Source organism: Rhodobacter capsulatus, from assembly GCF_052363175.1.
Classification (GTDB): domain Bacteria; phylum Pseudomonadota; class Alphaproteobacteria; order Rhodobacterales; family Rhodobacteraceae; genus Rhodobacter; species Rhodobacter capsulatus_D.
The window spans coordinates 2,931,617-2,955,026 of record NZ_CP198946.1 but is presented as its reverse complement, the minus strand read 5'-3'; the positions used below and the strand labels follow the sequence as shown (position 1 = coordinate 2,955,026).

18 protein-coding genes are annotated in these 23,410 nt (G+C 64.9%); 6 read left to right on the top strand and 12 right to left on the bottom strand.

Annotated elements, in window-relative coordinates; translation table 11 throughout:
- Nucleotides 1–55: 55 nt before the first annotated feature.
- On the top strand, nt 56–3,565 hold the full coding sequence (gene dnaE / locus ACTTAI_RS15410) for a DNA polymerase III subunit alpha (RefSeq protein WP_444452396.1): 3,510 nt from the start codon (nt 56–58) through the stop codon (nt 3,563–3,565).
- Between the two features lie 6 nt (nt 3,566–3,571).
- On the opposite strand, the gene ACTTAI_RS15405 is transcribed toward dnaE, so the two are convergent.
- Nucleotides 3,572–3,778 carry a SlyX family protein gene (locus ACTTAI_RS15405; RefSeq protein WP_013066538.1) on the bottom strand — a complete coding sequence of 69 codons (207 nt, stop codon included), beginning with the start codon at nt 3,776–3,778 and terminating at the stop codon, nt 3,572–3,574.
- Nucleotides 3,779–3,851: 73 nt separating this feature from the next.
- Here ACTTAI_RS15405 and hisS point away from each other — a divergent pair, with 73 nt between their 5' ends.
- From hisS to hisG, 3 genes are read left to right on the top strand one after another with little or no spacing between them, the layout of a single operon-like run.
- Entirely contained in the window at nt 3,852–5,495 is a 1,644-nt protein-coding gene (hisS, locus tag ACTTAI_RS15400; protein ID WP_444452395.1) for a histidine--tRNA ligase, read from the top strand.
- A complete protein-coding gene (locus ACTTAI_RS15395; protein ID WP_444452394.1) occupies nt 5,495–6,565 on the top strand; it encodes an ATP phosphoribosyltransferase regulatory subunit in 1,071 nt (356 codons plus the stop codon). The genes hisS and ACTTAI_RS15395 overlap by 1 nt, the downstream gene beginning before the upstream one ends.
- Nucleotides 6,562–7,269, top strand: coding sequence for an ATP phosphoribosyltransferase (gene hisG / locus ACTTAI_RS15390; protein WP_444452393.1), 708 nt, complete (start codon nt 6,562–6,564; stop codon nt 7,267–7,269). The genes ACTTAI_RS15395 and hisG overlap by 4 nt, the downstream gene beginning before the upstream one ends.
- A 9-nt stretch (nt 7,270–7,278) precedes the next feature.
- Here hisG and ACTTAI_RS15385 read toward each other — a convergent pair whose 3' ends face one another.
- From ACTTAI_RS15385 to ACTTAI_RS15345, 9 genes are all read right to left on the bottom strand, one after another.
- On the bottom strand, nt 7,279–8,217 hold the full coding sequence (locus ACTTAI_RS15385) for a 2-hydroxyacid dehydrogenase (protein ID WP_444452392.1): 939 nt from the start codon (nt 8,215–8,217) through the stop codon (nt 7,279–7,281).
- A 3-nt stretch (nt 8,218–8,220) separates the two neighbouring features.
- The gene (rodA, locus tag ACTTAI_RS15380; protein ID WP_444452391.1) at nt 8,221–9,360 is read right to left on the bottom strand and encodes a rod shape-determining protein RodA; all 1,140 of its coding nucleotides are present in this window, start codon (nt 9,358–9,360) and stop codon (nt 8,221–8,223) included.
- Between the two features lie 9 nt (nt 9,361–9,369).
- A complete protein-coding gene (gene mrdA, locus ACTTAI_RS15375) occupies nt 9,370–11,307 on the bottom strand; it encodes a penicillin-binding protein 2 (protein WP_444452390.1) in 1,938 nt (645 codons plus the stop codon).
- Nucleotides 11,308–11,322: 15 nt separating this feature from the next.
- Complete coding sequence (locus ACTTAI_RS15370; protein ID WP_110805328.1) at nt 11,323–11,862, bottom strand: rod shape-determining protein MreD; 540 nt, start codon at nt 11,860–11,862, stop codon at nt 11,323–11,325.
- Nucleotides 11,855–12,754 (bottom strand): rod shape-determining protein MreC, encoded by a 900-nt coding sequence (gene mreC, locus ACTTAI_RS15365; RefSeq protein WP_444452389.1) that lies wholly within the window; start codon nt 12,752–12,754, stop codon nt 11,855–11,857. Before mreC ends, ACTTAI_RS15370 begins: the two co-directional genes overlap by 8 nt.
- A 37-nt stretch (nt 12,755–12,791) precedes the next feature.
- A complete protein-coding gene (locus ACTTAI_RS15360; RefSeq protein WP_444452388.1) occupies nt 12,792–13,829 on the bottom strand; it encodes a rod shape-determining protein in 1,038 nt (345 codons plus the stop codon).
- A 310-nt stretch (nt 13,830–14,139) separates the two neighbouring features.
- On the bottom strand, nt 14,140–15,699 hold the full coding sequence (locus ACTTAI_RS15355) for a 2-isopropylmalate synthase (protein ID WP_444452387.1): 1,560 nt from the start codon (nt 15,697–15,699) through the stop codon (nt 14,140–14,142).
- Nucleotides 15,700–15,983: 284 nt separating this feature from the next.
- The gene (locus ACTTAI_RS15350) at nt 15,984–17,432 is read right to left on the bottom strand and encodes a sensor histidine kinase (protein WP_444452386.1); all 1,449 of its coding nucleotides are present in this window, start codon (nt 17,430–17,432) and stop codon (nt 15,984–15,986) included.
- A 186-nt stretch (nt 17,433–17,618) separates the two neighbouring features.
- Nucleotides 17,619–19,061 carry an MORN repeat-containing protein gene (locus ACTTAI_RS15345; RefSeq protein WP_444452385.1) on the bottom strand — a complete coding sequence of 481 codons (1,443 nt, stop codon included), beginning with the start codon at nt 19,059–19,061 and terminating at the stop codon, nt 17,619–17,621.
- Between the two features lie 150 nt (nt 19,062–19,211).
- Between ACTTAI_RS15345 and ACTTAI_RS15340 the strand changes: the two genes are divergently transcribed.
- A complete protein-coding gene (locus ACTTAI_RS15340) occupies nt 19,212–20,870 on the top strand; it encodes an NAD+ synthase (protein WP_444452384.1) in 1,659 nt (552 codons plus the stop codon).
- A 496-nt stretch (nt 20,871–21,366) separates the two neighbouring features.
- Here the strand turns inward: ACTTAI_RS15340 and ACTTAI_RS15335 are convergent, their stop codons facing one another.
- Together ACTTAI_RS15335 and ACTTAI_RS15330 are read right to left on the bottom strand one after the other, a co-directional pair.
- The gene (locus ACTTAI_RS15335; protein ID WP_444452383.1) at nt 21,367–21,597 is read right to left on the bottom strand and encodes a transposase; all 231 of its coding nucleotides are present in this window, start codon (nt 21,595–21,597) and stop codon (nt 21,367–21,369) included.
- 54 nt (nt 21,598–21,651) lie between these two features.
- Nucleotides 21,652–21,969: an antibiotic biosynthesis monooxygenase family protein gene (locus ACTTAI_RS15330; RefSeq protein WP_444452382.1), complete on the bottom strand. Its 318-nt coding sequence runs from the start codon at nt 21,967–21,969 to the stop codon at nt 21,652–21,654.
- A 292-nt stretch (nt 21,970–22,261) separates the two neighbouring features.
- Here ACTTAI_RS15330 and ACTTAI_RS15325 point away from each other — a divergent pair, with 292 nt between their 5' ends.
- Complete coding sequence (locus ACTTAI_RS15325) at nt 22,262–23,359, top strand: ABC transporter substrate-binding protein (RefSeq protein ID WP_444452381.1); 1,098 nt, start codon at nt 22,262–22,264, stop codon at nt 23,357–23,359.
- Nucleotides 23,360–23,410: the final 51 nt, after the last annotated feature.

Sequence of the window (23,410 nt, the reverse complement as noted above, 5' to 3'; positions counted from 1 at the left end):
TTGGGCGTTCGCGCGCACCCTTGCCCAGCCCCTTTGCGGCCCGTAGTCTGCCGCAATGAGTGATCCCCGATTCATCCATCTGCGTGTGCACACCGAATATTCGCTGCTCGAGGGCGCGGTTCCGGTGAAGAAGCTGATCAAGCTTTGCGACGCGATGAACATGCCCGCCGTTGCCGTGACCGACACCAATGCGATGTTCGCGGCGCTTGAATTTTCCGTTCTGGCACAAGGGGCTGGGCTGCAGCCGATCGTCGGCTGCCAGGTCTCGGTCGCCTATGAGATTGCTGCCCCCGGCGAGAAGCCACGGCTGCCTGCGCCGCTTGTGCTGCTTGCGCAGAACGAAGCGGGTTACATGAACCTGATGAAGCTCTCGTCGTGTCTTTACGTCGACAAGGGCGGGCAGCTGCCGCAGGTGACGCTCGAAGATCTGGAGCGCCATGCGGAGGGTCTGATCTGTCTGAGCGGCGGGGCCGAGGGGCCGGTGGGCAAGCTCTTGCAGCATTCTCAGGCGGGCAAGGCCCGGCTCTTGATGGAGCGGCTTGCCGCCTGCTATCCGACCCGGCTTTATGTCGAGCTGCAACGCCATCCGGGCGAGGGCGGGCAGCTGACCGAGGGCGAGCGGATGACCGAGCGTCCGTTCCTTGAAATGGCCTATGACCTAGGCCTGCCGATCGTTGCGACGAACGACGTCTACTTTCCAAAATCGGACATGTACGAGGCGCATGACGCGATGATCTGCATCGCCGAGGGTGCCTATGTCGACCAGATCGAGCCCCGTCGCCGTCTGACGCCGCAGCATTATCTCAAGACCGAAGCCGAGATGGCGGCGCTGTTTGCCGATCTGCCCGAGGCGCTTGAAAATACGGTCGAAATCGCCAAACGCTGTGCCTTTGCCGCGTTCAAGCGCAAGCCGATCCTGCCGCGCTTCGCCGATGATGAGGTGGAGGAACTCCGCCGTCAGGCCTGGGAAGGGCTGAGCGCAAGGCTCGCCGTGATCCCCCATGCGGTGCCGGTGGCCGAATACGAAGAAAGATTGAAATTCGAACTTGGCATCATCGAGCAGATGGGCTTCCCCGGCTACTTCCTGATCGTGGCCGACTTCATCAAATGGGGCAAGTCGCAGGGGATTCCGGTGGGGCCGGGGCGGGGTTCGGGGCCGGGGTCGCTCGTCGCCTATGCGCTGACGATCACCGACCTTGACCCGCTGCGCTACTCGCTGCTTTTCGAACGGTTTCTAAACCCCGAGCGGGTCTCGATGCCCGACTTCGACATCGACTTCTGCATGGATCGCCGCGAGGAGGTGATCAAATATGTGCAGGGCAAATATGGTCGTGACAAGGTGGGGCAGATCATCACCTTCGGGGCGCTTTTGTCCAAGGCTGCGGTGCGCGACGTCGGCCGGGTGTTGCAGATGTCTTACGGACATGTCGACAAATTGTCGAAAATGATCCCGGTCGAGGGGGTGAAGCCGGTCTCGATCGAAAAGGCGCTGGCGGACGAGCCGCGTTTGCGCGAAGCGGCGAAATCCGAAGAGGTGGTGGCGCGGCTCTTGAACTACGCCCAAGCGATCGAGGGGCTGTTGCGCAACGCCTCGACCCACGCCGCGGGGGTGGTGATCGGCGACCGGCCGCTCGATGCGCTGGTGCCGCTCTATCAGGATCCGCGGTCCGACATGCCCGCGACGCAGTTCAACATGAAATGGGTCGAACAGGCGGGGCTGGTGAAGTTCGACTTTCTGGGGCTGAAGACGCTGACGGTGATTCAGAACGCCGTCAACCTGATCCTCAAATCCGGCCGTCCGCTGCATGTAAACCCCTTGGGGGAAACGCTTTATACGCCCGCCGAGGGGGCCGCGAACGAGATCAACCTGATCCCGATCGACGATGCGAAGACCTATGAGCTTTACGCGGCGGCGAAGACGGTCGCGGTGTTCCAGGTCGAATCCACCGGCATGATGGATGCGCTGCGGCGGATGAAACCGACCTGCATCGAGGATATCGTGGCGCTTGTGGCGCTTTATCGCCCCGGCCCGATGGAGAATATCCCGACCTATTGCGAGGTGAAGCACGGGCTGAGGCCGCTCGAATCGCTGCATCCGACCATCGATCCGATCCTGAAGGAAACGCAGGGCATCATCGTTTATCAGGAACAGGTGATGCAGATCGCGCAGGTCATGGGGGGGTATTCCCTGGGCGGTGCCGACCTTCTGCGTCGCGCGATGGGGAAAAAGATCGCCGAGGAAATGGCGAAAGAGCGTCCGAAATTCATCGAGGGCGCCAAGGCCACGCATGGCATCGACGCGAAAAAGGCGGGCGAAGTCTTTGACCTGCTTGAGAAATTCGCGAACTACGGGTTCAATAAATCGCACGCGGCCGCCTATGCGATTGTCAGCTATCAGACCGCCTGGCTGAAGGCGAACCACCCTGTCGAATTCATGGCCGGGGTGATGAACTGCGATATCCATCTGACCGACAAGCTCGCCATCTACACGGCCGAGGCGCGGCGGGGGCTGGGGATCGAGGTGGTGCCGCCTTGCGTCAACCGCTCGCTGGCGACCTTTGACGTCGTCGATCAGAAGCTGATCTACGCCTTGGGTGCCTTGAAGAACGTCGGCGTCGAGGCCATGCGGCTCATCGAAAAAGCCCGCGAGGACAAGCCCTTCCGCGATCTGGTCGACTTCGCGCGGCGCTGTGACCTCAAGCGGATCGGCAAGCGGCCGCTTGAGATGCTGGCGCGGGCGGGGGCCTTCGACAAGCTCGACCCGAACCGGAAACGCGTGTTCGAAAGCCTCGAATCGCTGATGGCCTGGTCGGCGGCGGTGACCGAGGCGAAGTCCTCGGCGCAGGTGTCGCTTTTCGGCGAGGCGGGCGACGATCTGCCGCCGCCACGGCTTGCCGATACCGACGACTGGCTGCCGGGCGAACGTCTGGCCGAGGAACACAAGGCGATCGGCTTTTACCTCTCGGGCCATCCGCTCGACGACTATCTGCCTGCTTTGAAACGCAAAAAGGTGCTGACTTTGGCCGATGTCACGGCCAAGGCGCTGGGGCAGGGGCCTTTCATCGGCAAGATCGCCGGGCAGGTCGCGGCGCGGTCGGAACGCAAATCGGCCAAGGGCAACCGCTTTGCCTTCGTGTCGCTATCTGACCCCACCGGGCCTTACGAGGTCACGGTCTTTTCCGACACGCTCGAAGCCTGTCGCGCGCATCTGGAACCCGGGCTGGCCGTGGTGCTGACGGTCAAGGTCGATGTCGAGGGCGAGACGGTGAAGATGCTGTGCCAGACCGCGGCGCCGATCGACACCGTGGCAAGCGATGCCGGGGCCGGATCGGGGCTTTTGATCCATCTCGAAACGCCCGAGGCGGTTTCGGCCGTGGCAGCACTTTTCGAACGTATTGCCGCCGAAGGGCGGGTGAAATCGCGCGGACAAGTGACCTTTTCCGTCTTCGATCCGGAAAAGCGCCGTCGCTACCAGATTGCCGCCGGGCGCGAACTGCCGGTGAACCCGCAGGTCAAGGGCGCGCTGCGCAGCCTGCGCGGCGTCGTGCAGGTGGAAGAGGTCTGAGCCTGCTCACCAGTGCGGCGGCTTCTGATCCGCAAGGGGAATAGCTCCGCCTGCGGCAAATTCGCGCTCGGCCTCGCGCTCCACCAGCATGCCCAAAAGCCGCGACATCCGCTCAATGTCGCGGCCCTGCGCCGCCAGAACGTCGCTGAGTTCGTCCACGGTCTTGCGCAGATGCGCCAGTTCTTCCTCGGCGCGCTCGATCCTGTCGCTCATTTGCCCTCTCGTGCTTGCCGGGGTGGCCCCCATCCGCTACACCCTCGCCCGAGAAACGATCGGGTGCAAGACCATGTCCAGCGAGAAGAAACCGCGCCGTCCGAAGGCCGAGACGCCCAAGGGGTTCCGCGACTATTTCGGCGCCGAGGTGACCGAGAGGGCCGCGATGCTTGGCAAGATCGCCGAGGTCTATCGCGCGCATGGCTTCGACCCGCTGGAAACCTCGGCCGTCGAAACGGTCGAGGCGCTGGGCAAGTTCCTGCCCGATGTCGACCGCCCGAACGAGGGCGTCTTTGCCTGGCAGGACGAGGGCGGCGATTGGCTGGCGCTGCGCTACGACATGACGGCGCCGCTCGCGCGCGTTGCGGCGCAGTTCCGCAACGACCTGCCCTCGCCCTATCGGCGCTATACGATGGGGCCGGTCTGGCGCAACGAGAAGCCCGGTCCGGGCCGGTTTCGTCAATTCTATCAATGCGATGCTGATACAGTTGGGGCGGCTTCGGTGGCGGCTGACGCCGAGATCTGCGGCATGCTTTCCGATGCGCTCGAGGCCGTGGGCATCGATCGCGGCGATTACATCGTGCGGGTGAACAACCGCAAGGTGCTGAACGGCGTGATGGAAGTGGCGGGGGTGCTCGACCCCTCGGACTCCGACCGCTTTGCCGAGGAACGCGGCATCGTGCTGCGCGCCATCGACAAGTTCGACAAGTTCGGCGAGGCGGGCGTGCGCGCGCTGATGGGCAAGGGGCGGCTCGACGAGTCGGGCGATTTTACCAAGGGCGCGGGGCTGTCGGACGCGCAAGCCGATGTAATTATGAACTTTGTGGGTGCAGACAAAGCAATAAGCCGACGTTTGCTGCAATTAGAAGCAAGGGTTCGGGATCATGGCGCGTCTGATGTGGCTGACGATTTGTCCCGAGCCAGAAATTCGAGCGATCCAGATGTGCGGTCGATCTTGGGGATAGACCCAATTGCAGGATGGACAAGAAATCAGGCAACCATCGGTTACCTCCGAAGCATCGTTGGGGAGAGCGAGGTCGGCAACGAAGGTGTTGATGAGCTAAGCATCATCGCCACCCTTCTTGAATCCCAAGGTTATGGCCCGGACCGGATCGTGATCGACCCTTCCGTTGTGCGCGGCCTTGGCTACTACACCGGCCCGGTCTTCGAAGCCGAACTGACCTTTGAAATCCTGGACGAAAAGGGCCGCAAACGCAGCTTCGGCTCGGTTGCGGGGGGCGGGCGCTATGATGATCTGGTGAAGCGCTTCACCGGACAGGAAGTACCTGCGACCGGTGTTTCGATTGGCGTCGACCGACTGCTGGCGGCGCTGCGGGCCAAGGGACGGATCGGCGGCACGGCACAAGGCCCGGTCGTCGTCACCGTGATGGATCGCGACCGGATGGGCGAGTATCTCGCCATGGCGGCGACGCTGCGCCGGGCCGGGATCCGCGCCGAGGTTTATCTGGGCAACCCGAAAAACTTCGGCAACCAGCTCAAATATGCCGACAAGCGCGCAAGCCCGGTGGCGATCATCCAGGGCGCCGACGAGGCTGCCCGCGGTGTCGTGCAGATCAAGGACCTGATCCTGGGCGCAAAGATCGCCGCTTCCGCCAGTGTTGAAGAATGGAAAGCGCAACCGGCGCAATTCGAGGTTTCAACCGGGGAAATGGTTGCAAAAGTGCAAGAGGTTCTTGCGCGTTACGGGGTGAAGTGATGGCGTCCAAGGCCGAAGCGCGATCGATCGGGCAACGTCTTCTGGCCGCCTTTGAAGCTGCGGGGGCGGTGGAAGTCACCCCCGACATCCTGCAACCGGCTGAGGCGCTTCTGGACCTTTACGGCGAGGATATCCGCGCCCGCGCCTATGTCACCGCCGACCCCTTGCGCGGCGAGATGATGTTGCGCCCCGACTTCACCGTGCCCGTCGTGCAGGCCCACATGGCCGAGGGGGCGGAACCCGCCCGCTACGCCTATATGGGCGAGGTCTTCCGCAAACAGGATCATCGCGGCGCGGCGCGGGTGGCCGAATATTTCCAAGCCGGTTACGAGGTCTTTGACCGCGAAGACCCCGAGGCTGCCGATGCCGAAGTCTTTGCGCTTTTCGCCAAGCTTCTGAAACCGCTCGCGCTTTCCGCGACCATCGGCGATATCGGTCTGCTGCGCGCCGCGGTTGAGGGGCTCGATACGCTGCCCGCGCGCAAGGCGGCGCTCGCCCGGCACATCTGGCGCCCCAAACGCTTCCATCGGCTGATGGAACGCTACGCGGGGCTTGTTCCCGTGACGGAAAGCCGCGCGGCGCTGCTGGCGGGGGCGACGACGGACGCGCCCTGGATCGGTCTGCGCACGCCCGAAGAGATGACCGCCCGCATCGCCGTGCTGCAAGCCGATGCCGAGACCGCGCCGATCGCGGCCGAGGATGTGGCCCGGCTCGATGCACTTTTTGCGCTGCGCTGCACCGCCGACCGGGCGCCCGCGCAGCTGAGCGACCTTGGCATCGCGGCGCTGGCCCCGGCGATTGCGCGGCTCGAACGGCGGCTCGCGGCGCTTGATGCGCGCGGCATCGACCTGACGGCGCTCGCTTTCGAGGCCAGCCACGGGCGTGCGACGATGGAATATTACGACGGCTTCGTCTTCAGCTTCGAGACCGCCGATCCGGGCTTCCCGCCAATCGCCTCGGGCGGGCGCTACGATGCGCTGACCCGGGTTCTGGGTGGCGGGCGCGAAATTCCGGCGGTGGGCGGTGTGATCCGTCCGGGTCTTGTCGCCGATCTGGGGGGGCTGGCATGAGCGCGATCAAACTGGGCGTGCCCTCGAAAGGGCGGCTGATGGAGCAATGCTTCGACTGGTTCGCGGCGCGCGGCCTGACCCTGAAACGCACGGGCTCGGATCGGGAATATGCGGGCGCGGTCGAAGGCGCGGAAGCCGTTGAACTGGTTCTGCTTTCGGCGGGCGAGATCCCGCGTGAACTGGCTGCGGGGCGGATCCATCTGGGGGTCACCGGCTCGGATCTCGTGCGCGAGAAACTGGCCGATTGGCAGACGCAGGTGGCCGATCTGGCGCCGATGGGCTTTGGCCATGCCGATCTGATCATCGCCGTGCCTGCCTGCTGGAGCGATGTCGACACGCTCGAAGACCTTGATGCTGCGGCGCATGCCTTCCGGGCCGCGCATGGGCACCGGATGCGGATCGCGACGAAATATCATCGTCTGCTGCGCGAGTTTCTGGCGCGTGAAGGCGTGGCCGACTGGCAGTCGGTCGACAGTCAGGGCGCGACCGAAGGCACGGTGAAGAACCTCACCGCCGAGGCTGTGGCCGATATCACCTCGTCGGGGGAAACGCTGCGGGCGAACCACCTGAAGATCCTGTCGGACGGCATGATCCACCAGTCGCAGGCGACGCTGTTTGCCGCGCGTTCTGCGGATTGGGCGGGCCTTGAAGCGCCTTTCGCGGCGCTTTGTGCGCAGCTTGGGGTCGCGAAGCCCGTCCTCTGAGCCGCGGCCTCAATACCCGCGGCTGCGATCCACCAGATGCAGCGGCGTCTCGCCCGCCTCGAACCGGCGGATGTTCTCGGCGATCACCCGCGCGGCCGAGGCGGGGCGGGTTTCCGCCGCGATATGCGGGGTGACGGTGACCTTTGGATGCGCCCAATAGGGGTGCTCGGGCGGCAGCGGTTCGACGCGGAAGACATCGAGCGTCGCATGGCCGACCTGCCTGCTGTCGAGCGCGGCCAGAAGCGCGTCGTCGTCGATCAGATTGCCGCGCCCGGGGTTCAGGATCACCGCGCCCTTCGGCAAAAGCGCCAGCGTGTCGGCGTTCAGCAGATCGGTGGTCTCGGGCGTGTTCGGCAGCACGGTGACGAGGATTTCGGCCCGCGAGAGCGCCGCGCGCAGCCCCTCGGCGCCGGACAGGCAGGTGACGCCTGGCAGTGTCTTCTGCGTCCGGCTCCAGCCGGTGACCTGAAACCCGAGCCCGGCCAGCGTTTCCGCGCAGGCCCCCCCCAGCGCGCCAAGCCCCAGAACCACGACCGAGCGATCACGGGCAAGGGGCGGCACGTTGCCCTCCTGCCGCCAGACACCATCCTGATGCGACAGGAAAAAATCGATGTTGAGATGAGCGCGCAGGGCATGGCCCGTCACCCATTCGACCATGCCGCGCTCAAGCCCCTCGTCGACCATCCGGCACAAGGGCTGGGTCAGCGTCGGGTTGCCCACCACCCGCTCGACCCCGGCCCAGAGGTTCAGCACCGCCTTGGCCCGCGTGTAGGCGCTGAAATCCTGCACCGGGCCGCGCGGGCTGTAGACGATGTAATCGACCGTCGCCGGCTCGGTGGGCGGCAGCACCAGCCGGGCGGCGATCCCGGCTTCGGCCAGCGCGGCGGTCAGCGCCTGCTCATAGGCGGGCCAATTCTCGATGCGGTCGGCGAAGAGGACGGTCAGCATGATTTACCTCGGGCGGTGGACATGGGCGCTTTGGACAAGCCCAAAGGCGGCAAGCAGGATCATCATCGCCGTGCCGCCGTAGCTGACCATCGGCAAGGGCACGCCGACGACGGGCATCAGCCCCATCACCATCCCCATGTTGATCGCAAAGAAGAAAAAGAAGGTTCCGGCCACGCCCAGCGACACGAGCGAGGCATAGCGGTCCTTGGTCGAGAGCGCCGTATAGGTCGCGAAGGCGATGATACCGGCGTAAAGCACCAGCAGGCCAAAGGCGCCGACGAAGCCGAATTCCTCGGCCAGCGTGGTGAAGATGAAGTCGGTGTGTTTCTCGGGCAGGAAGTTCAGATGGCTTTGCGTGCCCTGCATGAAGCCGCGCCCCGACCAGCCGCCCGAGCCAAGCGCGATCTGCGCCTGCATGATGTTGTAGCCCGCGCCCAGCGGATCGGCGGCAGGGTCAAGGAAGGTGTCGATGCGCTTGAACTGATAGTCGTGCAGAAGCTGCCAGGAGGTGCCACGGCTTTCGAGCACCGTCGCCACCAGCCCTACAACGAGCGCGATGACGGTGCCGAAATACCAAAGGCTGACGCCCGCCGCGAACATCACGAAGCCACCGCCGAGCGTCAGCATCACCGCCGTGCCAAGGTCGGGCTGGGTCAGCACCAGAAAGGTCGGCATCAGGATCAGCGTCACCGGGACCAGAACCCAGATCGGGCTCGAGACCTTTTCGGTGGGCAGCCAGTCGTAATAGGCGGCGAGCAGCATCACCAACCCGATCTTCATGATTTCAGAGGGTTGCAACCGCACCGGCCCCAGATCGAGCCAGCGCTGCGCCCCCATGCCGATATCGCCGAAGAACTCGACGGCGAGCAGCAGCAGCAGCGCCACCGTGTAGATCACGCCCGAGACGTTGCGCCAGAACCAGATCGGCGTCATGCCGACGGCGATCATCGCGACGATGCCGACGCCGAAGCGTTTCATCTGCGGCTCGGCCCAGGTTTCGAGATTGCCCCCCGCCACCGAGTAGAGCATCAGGAACCCGGCGCCCGCCACCGCGGTCAGCAGGAAGATCAGCGGCCAGTTCAGGAACAGGATCTTCGTCGGCCCGGTCGGGATCGTCTTGAGGTTGTTCTCGAGATAGCTCATCGCCCCCCCTTACGCCCGGCCGCGGGTCGGTGCCGCGAACTGGGCCGGATCGATCAGATCCAGCGCCTCGAAGCGGGTCTTCACCGTCTCGCGCTGCGCCGATGGATAGGCCGAGAGCGGCGGCAGCCCGCCCGCGAGGGCAAACAGCAGGATATCGCGCGCGATCGGCGCCGCGGCGGCCGAGCCCCCGCCGCCATGTTCGACGATCAGCGAAACGGCATATTTCGGCGCCTCATAGGGCGCGAAGCAGATGAAAAGCGCGTGGTCACGTTGAATCCACGGCACCACCTTGTTGTTGACGACGGCCGAGCGCACCTGCGACGTGCCGGTCTTGCCCGCCATCAGCCATTCCTCGGCCACGACTTTCGAGCCGCCCGCCGTGCCGTGCGAACCGTTCACCACCGCCCACATGCCGCGCCGCGCCACGGCCAGATGCCGCGGATCGATGTCGAGGGCAGGGGCCTCGGGCGCAGGCACCTCGACCCCGTCGCGCGCGCGCACCAGCCGCGGCGCGATGGCCCGGCCCGAGGCCACGCGCGAGGCCATCACCGCCAGCTGCAGCGGCGAGGCCAGCACATAGCCCTGACCGATCGAGGCGTTGATCGTGTCGCCGATCAGCCAGTCCTTGCCATAGCGCTTCAGCTTCCAGTCCTTGGTCGGCGCATTGCCCTCGGCCACCGCCGACATTGGCAGATCATGCTTGACGCCGATGCCCAGCCGCTTCGCCATCGCCGCGATCGCCTCGATGCCGACGCGCTGCGAGACCTCGTAGTAATAGCTGTCGCAGCTCTGCTCGAGACTGTAGACCGAATTCACCCGGCCGTGGCCGGAGTGCTTCCAGCAGTTGAAACGGCGCCCGCCCACGGTCACATAGCCCGGGCAATAGACAGTCTCTTCGGGGCCGATGACACCCGCCTCAAGCGCGGCAAGCAGCGTCACCAGCTTGAAGGTCGAGCCCGGCGGATAGACCCCCTGCACCGTCTTGTCGGCGAGCGGCCGGTGGTCGTTTTCCATCAGCGCGCTGTAATCCGCGCCCGAAATGCCGCGCACGAACAGGTTCGGATCGAAGGACGGCGCCGAGGCGATGGCCATGATGTCGCCATTCGTCACATCCATCACCACGGTTGCGGCGCTTTCGCCCGCCAGCCGCTGCATGGCGAAATTCTGCAGCCGCGCATCCAGCGTCAGCTGCAACGCCACGCCCGGATCGCCCTCGCGACGGCTGAGTTCGCGCATCTCGCGCCCGGCGGAATTCACCTCGACGCGGCGCTGCCCGGCCTTGCCGCGCAGCTCGTCTTCCAGCTTCGCCTCGATCCCCGATTTGCCCAGCTGGAAGCGCGGAATGCGCAACAGCGGATCGGGGTTTTCGAGCTTCGAGAGGTCGTAATCCGACACCGGCCCGACATAGCCCAGCACATGCGCGAAATCGGCGCCATGCGGGTAATGCCGCGACAGGCCAACCTCAGGTGTGATCCCGGGCAGGGCAGGGGTGTTGATCGAGACCGAGCAGAATTGCTCCCAGCTCAGCCGATCGGCGAGGGTGATCGGCGCATTGGCCGGACGGCGGTCGATTTCTTCGAGCAGCGCGGCCGCTTCCTCATCCGTCATCGGGATCAGGCGGCGCAGCGCGGCCAGTTCGCCCGGTACGTCCTCGGCATCCTCGCGCGTCATCGTCACGCGGTAATTCTGTTCATTGCCCGCCAGAAGCAGGCCGTTGCGGTCATAGATCAGGCCACGTGCGGGCGGAATCAGCCGGATCTTGATCGAGTTGCCATCGGCCAGCATGCGGAACTCGTCCGCGCGTTCCAGCTGCATGTGGCGCATCCGCAGCCCCAGCGCGGCGACGACCGCGACCTGTGCGCCACCGAGCAGCAGCGCGCGGCGGGTGATCGAGGTGCGGCTGGCCTGCGCATTGGCCTGATTGCGCTGTCTGAGCCCCTTCAGCATCTCAAAGCCCTCCGCTCACAACGGCCGCCCGAGGTCGTCGACCTCGCCCGGCGCGGCCCGGCGCAGCCCGAAAGCCAGCGCCGACAGGGCCACGACGAAAGGATAGGCGACAAAGGTTGCCAGCATCCGCAAAAGCTCGCGCCCGAGCGGCGGCTGTTCGACCATGACCAGACCCAGAATGAAGCGGTTGGCAATCAGCATGCCGATCATCACCGTGCCGATCAGCACGGCCTCCAGCACGAAGGGCAGATCGCGCGAGCTTTCCTCGCGCGCACGCAGGAATTCGGTGCCGCCAAGCACGATCAGCGTCCAGAGCCCGATCGGGCGCCAATACATGAAGTCTTCGAGCAGGAAGGCGGCGACGATCAGCGGCGCGGGCAGATAATCGGGGCGGCGCATCACCCAGGCGAGCGTCAGCGCCAGCGTCAGGTCCGGGCCGGGAAATCCGTCCGAGACCGGGTTGATCGGCAGCATTCGCAGGAACAGGACGACCAGCACAAGGCCGATGTAAAGCGCTGCATGGATCAGGCGACGCGAGGTGACCGGGTCAACCATCGTCCCCCTCCGGCGCCGGGGGCGGCAGCGGCTCGACCGCGGGCGGTGGCACCAGCGGGCCGACATCGGTGATCTGCTCGGCCGGATGCGAGCGCAGCACGCGCAGGAAATCAAGGCGTTGGTAATCTGCGGCCAGAAGAACGCGCAGGCGGCGGTCCTGCCCCTGCACGACCTGACCGACAAGCAACCCGGCCGGGAACACCCCGCCATCGCCCGAAGTCACGACCCGGTCGCCCGGCCGCACGAGGTCAGGGTTTTCCAGAAAGTCGAGCGGCGGCAGGGTGGAGTTGTCGCCCGCCAGCAGCGCGCGCTGCCCGGCAGGCTGGATCGTCACCGGCACGCGCGAGGCGGTATCGGTCAAGAGTACCACCCGGCTCGTCGTCTTGCCGACGCCCGAAATGCGCCCGACAAGCCCGAGTCCGTCCATCGTCGCCCAGCCATCGACGATGCCGTCGCGCGAGCCGACATTGAGCAGCACCGATTGCCGGAAGGGCGAGCCGCTGTCCGCCAGCACCACGCCCGACACCGAGGTCAGCTTCGGGTCCAGCCGCACCTGGTTCTGCGCCAGCAGCTTGGCGTTTTGCTGTTCCAGCTGAACCGCCGCTTCCTTCCACGCCTTCATCTGCTGAAGTTCGCGGCGAAGCTCCTGATTTTGTGCATAGATCCGGGCGTAGCTCTGGAACCCCTCGACCATGCCGAGGGCTTTCGACACCGGCACCATCGCCCAGTCGAAGGTCGGCACGAAGCGGTCGACAAAGGCCGAGCGCATCCGTTCGACCCGCGGGCCGTCGATGCGCCAGAGCAGGAAGGAAAGGGCAAGGCCGATCGCCAACGCCGCAATCAGGATGCGGCGCAGCGGTCCGGCATAGTCCTCGTCGCGGTCTCTCGCCACGCAAGCCTCCGGTCACGACTGAAACTGGGCGGGGGCCTCAGCTGTCGTAGTCGATCACATGCCGCAGTTGCTTTTCGTATTCCAGCGCCTTGCCGGTACCCAGAGCCACGCAGTTGAGCGGCTGGTCGGCGATGGAAATCGACAGCCCGGTCTGCTCGCGAAGCGACAGGTCGAGCTCGCCCAGAAGCGCGCCGCCGCCGGTCAGCATTACGCCGCGGTCGACGATATCGGCAGCCAGATCGGGCGGGGTGGTCTCGAGCGCCTGCATCACCGCATCGCAGATCTGCTGCACCGGCTCGGCCAGCGCTTCGGCGACCTGCGCCTGATTGATTTCCATTTCCTTCGGCACGCCGTTGAGCAGGTCACGGCCCCGCACCAGAAGGCTGGTGCCGCGGCCATCGTCGGGCATGCGGGCGGTGCCGATGGTGGTCTTGATCCGCTCGGCGGTGGATTCACCGATCAGAAGGTTCAGGTTGCGGCGCAGATAAGAGATGATCGCCTCGTCCATGCGGTCACCGCCGACGCGGACCGAGCGGGCGTAAACGATGTCGCCGAGCGACAGGACCGCCACCTCGGTGGTGCCGCCGCCGATGTCGACGACCATGTTCCCCGTCGGATCGGTGATCGGCATGCCCGCGCCGATGGCGGCCGCGATCGGCTCTGCCACCAGACCCGCGCGCCGGGCGCCCGCCGACAGGACCGACTGCCGGATCGCCCGCTTTTCCACCGGCGTCGCGCCATGCGGCACGCAAACAAGGATCTTCGGCTTCGAGAAGGTCGAATGCTTGTGGACCTTGCGGATGAAGGTCTTGATCATTTCCTCGGCGCTGTCGAAATCGGCGATGACACCATCGCGCATCGGCCGGATCGCCTCGATCGAGCCGGGGGTGCGGCCGAGCATCAGCTTGGCATCTTCGCCCACCGCCAGAACCTGCTTCTTGCCGTCCTTGACGTGATAGGCCACCACCGAAGGCTCGTTCAGAACGATGCCCTTGCCCTTGACATAGACAAGCGTGTTCGCCGTCCCGAGGTCGATTGCCATGTCGGAAGAGAAGATTCCGCCCAACCCGCCCATATACACGTTCCCATGATGAAGCTGCCGCGACTCGGCTTCGAGCCCGGTTTCAGCCCATATAGGCAAAGGCCCCGTGCGGGGGAAGACGATTCCCGAGCCAGTCGGGACCCCTGTGCGAGATTCCGCAGAGCGCTAACAATAATGCGATTTTTCAGCGGTTTGAGGTCAGGATTTCGCCCCTGAAATAGCACAAATCGAACATTTCACGAATCCGTCAGAAAATGCTGCACTGCCGCTTTTTCTTGGTGCAAATACGCCCTTCGCGACCTCGAAAGAGGCGCCCCCATGCAGATGGGAGCGCCCCGAACGCTCAGAGCTTGTAGCTGACCGACTTCACATCGGCATCCGGCGCGGTCTTCTGGCTCCGCACGCGCAGACGGTTCAGCGCCCCGACATAGGCCTTGACCGAGGCGAGGATCGTGTCGGTATCGGCGGCCGAGCCGGTGACGATGCGTCCGTCCTCGGCCAGGCGCACCGAAACGGTGGCCTGCGCGTCGGTGCCTTCAGTCACGGCATGGACCTGATAGATCTTCAGCTCGGCCTTGGTCGGATAGATCGCCTGCACCGCCTTGAAGCAGGCGTCGACCGGACCATCGCCCGCGCATTTCGCCGTCTTTTCAATGCCATCGACGAGCATCTTCAGTTCGGCTTCCTGCCCGTCGCTGCCGCAGATCACGCGCAGCCATTTCACCTGCAGGAAGTCATGGTCGGTGTTCGCCGTGCTGTCGGTCAGAAGCGCGATCAGGTCGTCGTCATAGACTTCCTTCTTGCGGTCGGCCAAGGCCTTGAAGCGCACGAACACGTCGTTGAGCTGGTTGTCGGCCAGTTCGAACCCCAGATCGCGCATCTTGGTCCGCAGCGCCGCGCGGCCCGAATGCTTGCCCATCGCGATGTTGGTTTCGGTCAGGCCGATATCGGCCGGGCGCATGATTTCAAAGGTTTCGACGTTCTTCAGCACGCCATCCTGATGGATGCCCGATTCATGCAGGAAGGCGTTCTTGCCGACGACGGCCTTGTTGAACTGCACCGGGAAGCCCGAGACCTGCGCGACGCGGCGGCTCAGATGCATGATCTTCGTGGTGTCGATCGCGGTGGTGAAGGGCATCAGATCCTTGCGGACCTTGATCGCCATCACGACTTCCTCGAGCGCGGTGTTGCCCGCGCGCTCACTCAAGCCGTTGATCGTGCATTCGATCTGCCGTGCGCCCGCCGAGACCGCGGCCAGCGCGTTCGCCGTCGCCATGCCAAGGTCGTTGTGGCAGTGCGTGGCGAAGATCACCTCGTCGGCGCCCGGGACTTTTTCGAGCAGCATCGAGATGATGTCCGAGGATTCCGAGGGAAGGGTGTAGCCCACGGTGTCGGGAATGTTGATCGTGGTGGCGCCCGCCTTGATCGCGCATTCGACGACGCGGCACAGATAGTCGCGCTCGGTGCGGATCGCGTCCATCGCCGACCATTGCACGTCTTCGCAGAGGTTGCGCGCATGGCTCACGGTGTCGTGGATGCGCTCGAGCATTTCCTCGGTGCCGAGGTTGGTGATGCCGCGGTGCAGGGGCGAGGTGCCGATGAAGGTGTGGATGCGCGGACGGGCGGCGTGTTTCACCGCCTCCCAGCAGCGGTCGATGTCCTTGTAATTGGCGCGCGAAAGCCCGGCGATCACCGAGTTCTTCGAGGCTTTGGCAATCGCCGAAACGGCTTCGAAATCGCCTTCCGAGGCGATCGGGAAGCCGGCTTCGATGATGTCGACGCCCATTTCGTCGAGCAGCATGGCGATTTCCAGCTTCTCGTCGTGGGTCATGGTGGCGCCGGGCGATTGCTCGCCGTCACGCAGGGTGGTGTCAAAAATCAGAACGCGGGATTTGTCGGTCATGGTCTGGGCCTGAACTGTGGGATGTCGGTTTCTTAGCGTTGCGGGCTCCCGAATGCCAGCGTCTCGCCTGGTCCTTCGGGGGGTGGGCGCTGATACCTCCGAGCGGTCGCGCCCTTGGGCACGCTCAGAGGCTGCTAAGAAGAAGGAGACCGCGCACGGAGAGGAGGGGGGCGAAAGCCCCGCGCATGCCGAACGAACTGATGCTGTTCCGTGCCATGCGGCGGACTATGGCGGGGCCGCGGGGAAATGAAAAGCCCGAAAATGCGCGGCGGGGGGCCGCAGGCTCAGGCCTGCGAGGTGCGCAGGCCCGGCACCATGCGCGGCGCGCCCGATTGCGGCCGGTTCGGGGCCTGCGGCGGGGGCGGAGATTCCGAGGGCGGCGCGTCCTGCGCAGTGTCGCGCCACGTCTCTTCGGCGGGGGCGATCGGCAGCAGAAGGTGCATCGCCGTGCCCTCGGGCGAGCTGTCGATGGTCAGAAGCCCCCCCGACTGACGCGCGAATCCGTCGACCATGCTCAGACCAAGTCCCGAGCCTTGTCCCACCGCCTTGGTGGTGAAGAAGGGCTCGGTGACGCGACGGATGATCTCGGGCGGGATGCCGGTGCCGGTATCGGCCACTGTCACCTCGGCATAGTCGCCAGCATTCAACACCGTGCCATCGGGCTGCACGTCATCGGTGAAAAGATGCACGGGGCGGGCCGAAACCGTCAGAGTGCCACCATTCGGCATCGCATCGCGGGCGTTGACGACCAGATTGACCAGCGCGGTGATGAACTGGTTTTCGTCAAGCGCGACCCAGAGCGGGGTATTCGGCGCCTCGAAATCCTGGGTGATCGAGGCCGGCAAGAGCCGCCGCGTCAGCAGTTGCAGCTGTTCGAGCAGGCTGCTGACATCGCGGCGCGCAATCTGCATCGGCGTGCGGCGCGCATAGGCCAGAAGCTGCTTCACCAGCTCCGCCGCGCGCAGCGCCGCCGTCTTCGCTTCGGTCACCGCATTGAGCCGTTCTGCATCGGTGTCCATCGCGTCGTAAAGATCGAGATTGCCGATCACTGCGGTCAGGATGTTGTTGAAATCATGGGCAACCCCACCGGCAAGCTGACCGATCGCCTCCATCTTTTGTGCCTGAACCGAGCGCAGCACGGCGCGTTCCGCCTCGATCCGGACGCGGCGATGGGCGAGCAGGGTGAGGGTGAAATAGATGTGCAATCCGACGGCGGCGAGTATGGTGCCGAGGATTGCCCCCGGGTGATCGACCTCCTGGATGGTGCGAAAGACGACCCAGGCGATGGCGCCACCGATCACCACGATCTCGCCCAGCATGATCGCCAGCACGCGGTCGGATCGGTAGATCAGAAACACCAGCATCGCCCCGATCCCTGCGGCGCCGCCGATCCGCAGTGCCGGATCGGTCGAGGTGATCAGCTCTGCGGGCAGCCAGATGAAGGCGGCGATGAGATACCAGAACATCGCCCCGGCGATCATCACCTCGCGGCGCGAGCAGGTCTCGCCACGGGTGCGCAGGAAGGCAAAATGCACCGCATGACCAAGCAGCTGACCGGCCAGCCACCACAGCGTCAGGGTCGTGTTGATGTAGTAATGCAGGACAACGCCCACGCCGACGATCAGGCTGAAACGGAACAGGGCATCGAGACGACGCCCGTATTCGAGATCGAACAGCCGGTCGATTTCCTTGCGACAGTCGATGCCATCAATGTCTGACTGCTGACTTGCCAACGCACTCACCTGACCCGATTGCTCCGGGTTACCCCGCGCGGACAAGCCGCCTTTGCCGAGTCCCGCCAGCCAACGAATACCCCAGCTTTCCCTACCGATTTCTTACCATTTCACCACAATCGCACTGCCAAAGCCAGTTGCGAAAGAGACCTCATGCAAAAACGGAGTGCCGTGCCAGGGCGCAGGTCAATTTGCCGGAGCGGCAGGCGTCGTGGGGGCAGGGGGCAGCAGTTCGGCCGGTTGCGTCAGGCGATCCTCCGACCAGGTGCCGCCCGTAATCTTGCCCGAGGCATAGCGCATCACGCCCTTGCCCTGCCGTCGGCCATGCACGAAATTGCCCTCGTAGACGTCGCCATTGGCATAGGTGGCCGTTCCCGGCCCGTCGATCTCGCCGTCGCGCCACATGCCCTCGTAAGTGAAGCCGTCCGGCATGACGAGCTTGCCCTGTCCCGAGCGCTGTCCGGCCTCGAAGCCGCCTTCATAGACCGTGCCATCGGGATGGGTGGCCTTGCCCTGACCCTGACGGGTGCCGTCGGCCCAGTCGCCCTCGTAGACATAGCCGTCGGGGTAGGTCATCTTGCCTTTGCCATGCTGCCGGGCGGCCAGAAATTCGCCTTCGTAAACAAGGCCGTTGGCGTAACGCGCCACGCCGCGACCGGCGATGCCGCCCGCGACCCAGCTGCCGTCATAAGTGGCGCCATCGGGATAGGTGATCTTGCCCTGACCCTCGGGCATGTCGTTCCTGAAATCGCCCTCGTAGACCGAGCCATCGGGGAATTTCGCCCGGCCCTTGCCTTCGATCCGGCCCTCGACCCAGCCGCCGGCATAGTCGTAGCCGTCCGCGCCATGGAAGCTGCCCTGACCCTGCGGCTTGTCGGCGAAAAAAACGCCGTCATAGACATCGCCATTGGCATAGGTGACGTGGCCTTTGCCCTGCCGCTTGCCCGCCACCATCTGGCCCTCGTAGCGATCGCCATTGGGTTGGATCAGGAGGCCCTGACCCTCCATCTGGCCGCTTTTCCAGTCGCCCTCGTAGGTCACGCCGGTCTTCAGGATCAGCTTGCCCTTGCCTTCGCGCTGGCCCTTGACCATGTCGCCCTCGTAGGTGGCGCCATCGGGATAGGTGATCTTGCCCTTGCCCTGTTTCATCCCCTGCACCCAGCCGCCTTCGTAGCGGTAGCCGTCAGGGCCGGTCAGCACACCCGCGCCGTCATGCAGCGCATTGGTGAAGGTGCCCTCGTAGCTGGTGCCGTTCGCGTAATGCGCGACGCCCTTGCCGGTGATCTGCCCCGCGACCCAGTCGCCCTCGTAGGTGCCGCCATCGGCAAAGGTGATCTTGCCGCGGCCATCGGGTTTGCCGCGGGCGAAATGGCCTTCGTAGATCGAGCCGTCGGGGAAACGGGCGCGGCCTTGTCCGGCGATTTCGCCTGCTTTCCACGCGCCTTCATATTCGTAGCCCGAGGGCAGGCGATATTTGCCGGTGCCGTCCTGCTTGCCATCCTTGAACGTGCCTTCGTAGATGCCGCCGTCTTCGTATTGCTTCGAGACGACCTCCTGCGCCTGCGCCGCCGCCCCGGCCAGCACCAGCGCTGCCGCCAATGTCAGTCCCCGTCTGCCTGCCTGCCCCATGCGCTTCCCCTGACTCGGACTGTCTGAACGGCGCAAACCTAATGATACGCAAAATGCGTGACAAGCGCCCGGCCGCCCCGGTTTTCGCGTCCGGGTGCTTTTCCCCGCCCGCCCTTGGCGTTACATCAGGGACAACAGACAGGATCCAGCATGACCGAGAGTTTCCGCATCACCCTTGCGCAACTGAACCCGACCGTGGGGGCGCTGGCTGCCAATGCCGAGCAGGCGCTGGCGGCATGGCAGGCCGGACGGGCGGCGGGGGCCGATCTGGTGGCGCTGCCCGAGATGTTTCTGACCGGCTATCAGACCCAGGATCTGGTGCTGAAACCGGCCTTCCTGCGCGATGCGATGGCGGCGATGCACGCCTTGGCCGCGCAGGTGACCGACGGTCCGGCGCTTGGGATTGGTGGTCCTTATGTCGATGAGACCGGCAGTTACAATGCCTGGTGGGTGCTGAAAGACGGCAAGGTGATTGCCCGCGCGCTGAAGCACCACCTGCCGCATGACGATGTCTTTGACGAGATGCGGCTCTTTGATCAGGGACCGGTTTCCGATCCCCTGCGCCTTGGTCCGGTGGCGCTGGGCATCCCTGTTTGCGAAGATGCCTGGCACCCGGATGTTGCGGGCACGCTGGCCAAGGCCGGGGCCGAGGTGCTGATGGTGCCGAATGGCTCGCCCTATCGCCGCGGCAAGCTGGATCTGCGGCTTGAGGTGACGCGGGCGCGGGTTGCGGAAACCGGCCTGCCGCTTGTTTATCTGAACATGGTGGGCGGGCAGGATGATCAGCTGTTCGATGGCGCCAGTTTCGTTCTGAACCCCGATGGCACGGTGGCGCTTCAGCTGCCCGCTTTCGAAGAAGCGGTGGTGCATCTGGATCTGGAAAAGACCGCGGCGGGTTGGCGGGCCGTGCCGGGCGCGATTGTCGCGCAGCCGGGGGACATCGAGCAGGATTACCGCGCGATGGTGCTGGGTCTGCATGATTACCTGCGCAAATCCGGGTTTTCCAAGGTGGTTCTGGGGCTCTCGGGCGGGATCGACTCGGCGCTGGTCGCGGTCGTCGCCGCCGATGCCTTGGGCGCCGAGAACGTGCATTGCGTGATGCTGCCCTCGCGTTACACCTCGCAAGGGTCGCTTGACGATGCCGCCGATCTGGCGCGCCGCGTGGGGGCGCGGCTTGATACCGTCGAGATCGAGGGGCCGCGCGCGGCGGTTGAGGGCGCTCTGGCCCATGTGCTTGCGGGCACCGCGCCCGACGTGACCGAGGAGAACATCCAGTCGCGTCTGCGCGGCGTGATCTTGATGGCGATCTCGAACAAGTTCGGCGCGATGCTCTTGACCACCGGCAACAAGTCGGAGGTGGCGGTGGGCTACTGCACCATCTACGGCGACATGGCGGGGGGCTATAACCCGCTGAAGGACCTTTATAAAACTCGTGTCTTCGAGACCTGCCGGTGGCGCAACGCCACGCATCGGCCGTGGATGAAGGCGCCCGCGGGCGAGATCATTCCGGTCGCGATCATCGACAAGCCGCCGAGTGCCGAGCTGCGCGAGAACCAGAAGGATCAGGACAGCCTGCCGCCCTACGAAGTGCTGGATGCGATTCTGGAGCGGCTGGTCGAGGGTGATCAATCGGTCGAAGAGATCGTCGCGGCCGGGTTCGAGCGCGCCACGGTGAAGCGGATCGAGCATCTGCTCTACATCTCGGAATGGAAGCGCTTCCAATCCGCGCCGGGGCCGCGGCTGACGACGCGGGCCTTCTGGCTCGATCGGCGCTATCCGATGGTGAACCGCTGGCGGGATACCATCTAAGCGGGGGCTTCGCCCGCGGTTGCCCTGACCGAGGCTATCGCCGAGGTCACTTGGGAGAGATGCCTCGTGACCGCCGGGGGCCCAAAGGCACTCGGCCAGCGCCCGCCCTGCCCTCGGCGGGCGCTTCTCGCCCGCCGGGTCAGGCGCTGACCTCTGTCGTGCTTGGGGAAACGGTCCTGTGACTCCGTGCCGATGCGGGCGGGGAAAGGCGGTACCTTTCCTGTTCCGCCCGAAAACCGAGGCGCAGAAAGGGGCAGGGGCCCTACACCCCCACCCGCCGCCGTGCCGCGATCCGCATGTCGCGATGCAGCGAGGAATAGGGCCAATCCTCGGGATGCTTTGCCAGCCCCAGACGCACCGGCGCCTCCCAGCAGGCGGCCAAGGCCCGGTTCACCTCGGCACTGTCGCGCAGCGGTTGGATCAGGATTTCCGGCTGCCAGATCGTCTCGGGGGCCTCGGGCGCGACTCGCTGCGCGAAATCGCGCCGAAACTGCGACTAGCGCGCCGACACCGCCCGCGGCCCCTGCGGCAGCGTCAGCACCGCGTGCAGGTGATCGGGCAGAACCACCATCGCCACGCAGACCGTGGGATGTTCCGCGACCATCGCGGCCCAGGCGGCCCGCAGGTCTTTGATGTGATCCACAAGCAGACTGCTCCCCGTCCGCGCCAGGCGCAGAGTGAAGAACCGGGTCTGCCCCGGAAGCGGGAATCGGTCCATGATGCTCATGCACCGATCCTGCGCCTGCAGGGTTAATGAACCCTGAATCCGTCCGAATCGGACCTAGAAATCGGCCGCGACCTCATACATCACCGGCTCGAAGCTGCGGCAGAGCGTGGCGATGTGGCGGTTGCGCGTGATCATCTCGGGGCTGCGCAGCATTGCCTGATAATCGCCGCGTTTTCCCCATTTCGAATAGGTGGCGATGCGGGTGTGGGCGTCGTTCATGTGAAGCCCGGCGCCGATGAAGCCCTCGGATTTGCTGATGCAGTCGGTATAGGCCGACTTCAGCGCCTCCATCAGCTCCATCGCCGTCGCAGGCGTCATCTCGAAAGTGCAGATCACCGTCTGACCGGTGAAGTCCTTGGTAATCTCGGCCATTTCATCCTCCCTTTCGGTCTCCTCAGGATCAGAATGACGCAGTTGTCCGAAAAATCCACCCCTCGCGACGTCAAGCGCGCGACCTGCCGCAGCGGCAAGCTCGCGTTCCGGCTGAATGTGACGGAATGATAACAGAAATGTTGCAAGCGGCTGGTTTTCGGGCAAGTCTTCCCTTGTCGGCCACGACCGACCGCCGGGGGCCTGACTGTCAACAGACTGTCACAGAACGCGCCTAGGTGCTGGCTGGTGCCCATAGTGGGCCCAACCTTCCGATAACGGGGAGTAGAGACAGATGAAACCGATGCACGTCCTTGCAGGCGCCGCTCTGCTGATGGCCAGCACGGCGCTTGTTCACGCCGAAGATCTGGCCGCACTCGAAGCCGCCGCCAAGGCCGAAGGCCAGCTGACGACGATCGCTCTGCCGCATGACTGGTGTGGTTACGGGGCGGTGATCGAAGGCTTCAAGGCCAAGTATCCCGACATCAAGATTAACGAGTTGAACCCTGACGCGGGCTCGGCTGACGAGCTCGAAGCGATTCGCGCCAACAAGGGCAACACCGGCCCGCAGGCGCCCGACGTGATCGACGTTGGCCTCTCGTTTGGCCCGCAGGCCAAGGAAGAAGGCCTGATCCAGCCTTACAAGGTTTCGACCTGGGACGAGATCCCGGCCGAGGTGAAGGATGCCGATGGTTACTGGTATGGTGACTACTACGGCGTGATGTCCTTCATGGTGAACAAGGATCTGGTGCCGACCCCGCCCACCGACTGGGCCGATCTGCTGAAAGCGGATTACGCGGGCCAAGTGGCGCTGGCGGGCGATCCGCGCGCTTCGAACCAGGCGATTCTGGCGGTTCTGGCTGCGGGTCTGGCCAATGGCGGCAAGGCGGGCGCGGAAGCCGGGGCCAAGGGTCTCGACTACTTCAAGTCGATGAACGACGCGGGCAACTTCGTTCCGGTCATCGGCAAGGCGGGCACGCTGGCGCAGGGCGCGACGCCCATCGTGGTGATGTGGGACTACAACGCGCTTTCGGCGCGCGACACCCTCAAGGGCAACCCGCCGGTGGACGTGATCGTGCCGAAAACGGGTGTGCTTGCGGGCGTCTATGTGCAGGCGATTTCGGCCTATGCGCCGCACCCGAATGCCGCGAAACTCTGGATGGAATACATCTATTCGGATGAAGGTCAGAACCTCTGGCTGAAGGGCTACTGCCACCCGGCGCGCTTCAATGCGATGTCGGCGGCGGGCAAGGTTCCGGCGGAACTGCTGGCGGCGCTGCCCCCGGCCGACGCCTATGCCAAGGCCTATTTCCCGAGCCTCGATGAGCAAGCCGCCAACAAGGCCGCCGTCACCGAGGGCTGGGACAAGGTCGTGGGCGCCAACGTCCAGTAATCGGCTCGAAAAAATCTGCGCCGCCTCCGGGGATCCCGGGGGCGGCTTTCC

Coding starts and splice junctions, on each gene's coding strand:
- ACTTAI_RS15385 (WP_444452392.1), bottom strand. CDS start 8,217: ATGCTGACCGTCCTCTTCGCCGACCGCATCGAGAATTGGCCCGCCTAT.
- hisG (WP_444452393.1), top strand. CDS start 6,562: ATGAGCGCGATCAAACTGGGCGTGCCCTCGAAAGGGCGGCTGATGGAG.
- rodA (WP_444452391.1), bottom strand. CDS start 9,360: ATGAGCTATCTCGAGAACAACCTCAAGACGATCCCGACCGGGCCGACG.
- ACTTAI_RS15345 (WP_444452385.1), bottom strand. CDS start 19,061: ATGGGGCAGGCAGGCAGACGGGGACTGACATTGGCGGCAGCGCTGGTG.
- ACTTAI_RS15355 (WP_444452387.1), bottom strand. CDS start 15,699: ATGACCGACAAATCCCGCGTTCTGATTTTTGACACCACCCTGCGTGAC.
- ACTTAI_RS15325 (WP_444452381.1), top strand. CDS start 22,262: ATGAAACCGATGCACGTCCTTGCAGGCGCCGCTCTGCTGATGGCCAGC.
- dnaE (WP_444452396.1), top strand. CDS start 56: ATGAGTGATCCCCGATTCATCCATCTGCGTGTGCACACCGAATATTCG.
- ACTTAI_RS15330 (WP_444452382.1), bottom strand. CDS start 21,969: ATGGCCGAGATTACCAAGGACTTCACCGGTCAGACGGTGATCTGCACT.
- ACTTAI_RS15335 (WP_444452383.1), bottom strand. CDS start 21,597: ATGAGCATCATGGACCGATTCCCGCTTCCGGGGCAGACCCGGTTCTTC.
- ACTTAI_RS15360 (WP_444452388.1), bottom strand. CDS start 13,829: ATGGGCGGGTTGGGCGGAATCTTCTCTTCCGACATGGCAATCGACCTC.
- hisS (WP_444452395.1), top strand. CDS start 3,852: ATGTCCAGCGAGAAGAAACCGCGCCGTCCGAAGGCCGAGACGCCCAAG.
- ACTTAI_RS15370 (WP_110805328.1), bottom strand. CDS start 11,862: ATGGTTGACCCGGTCACCTCGCGTCGCCTGATCCATGCAGCGCTTTAC.
- ACTTAI_RS15395 (WP_444452394.1), top strand. CDS start 5,495: ATGGCGTCCAAGGCCGAAGCGCGATCGATCGGGCAACGTCTTCTGGCC.
- ACTTAI_RS15340 (WP_444452384.1), top strand. CDS start 19,212: ATGACCGAGAGTTTCCGCATCACCCTTGCGCAACTGAACCCGACCGTG.
- mrdA (WP_444452390.1), bottom strand. CDS start 11,307: ATGCTGAAGGGGCTCAGACAGCGCAATCAGGCCAATGCGCAGGCCAGC.
- ACTTAI_RS15405 (WP_013066538.1), bottom strand. CDS start 3,778: ATGAGCGACAGGATCGAGCGCGCCGAGGAAGAACTGGCGCATCTGCGC.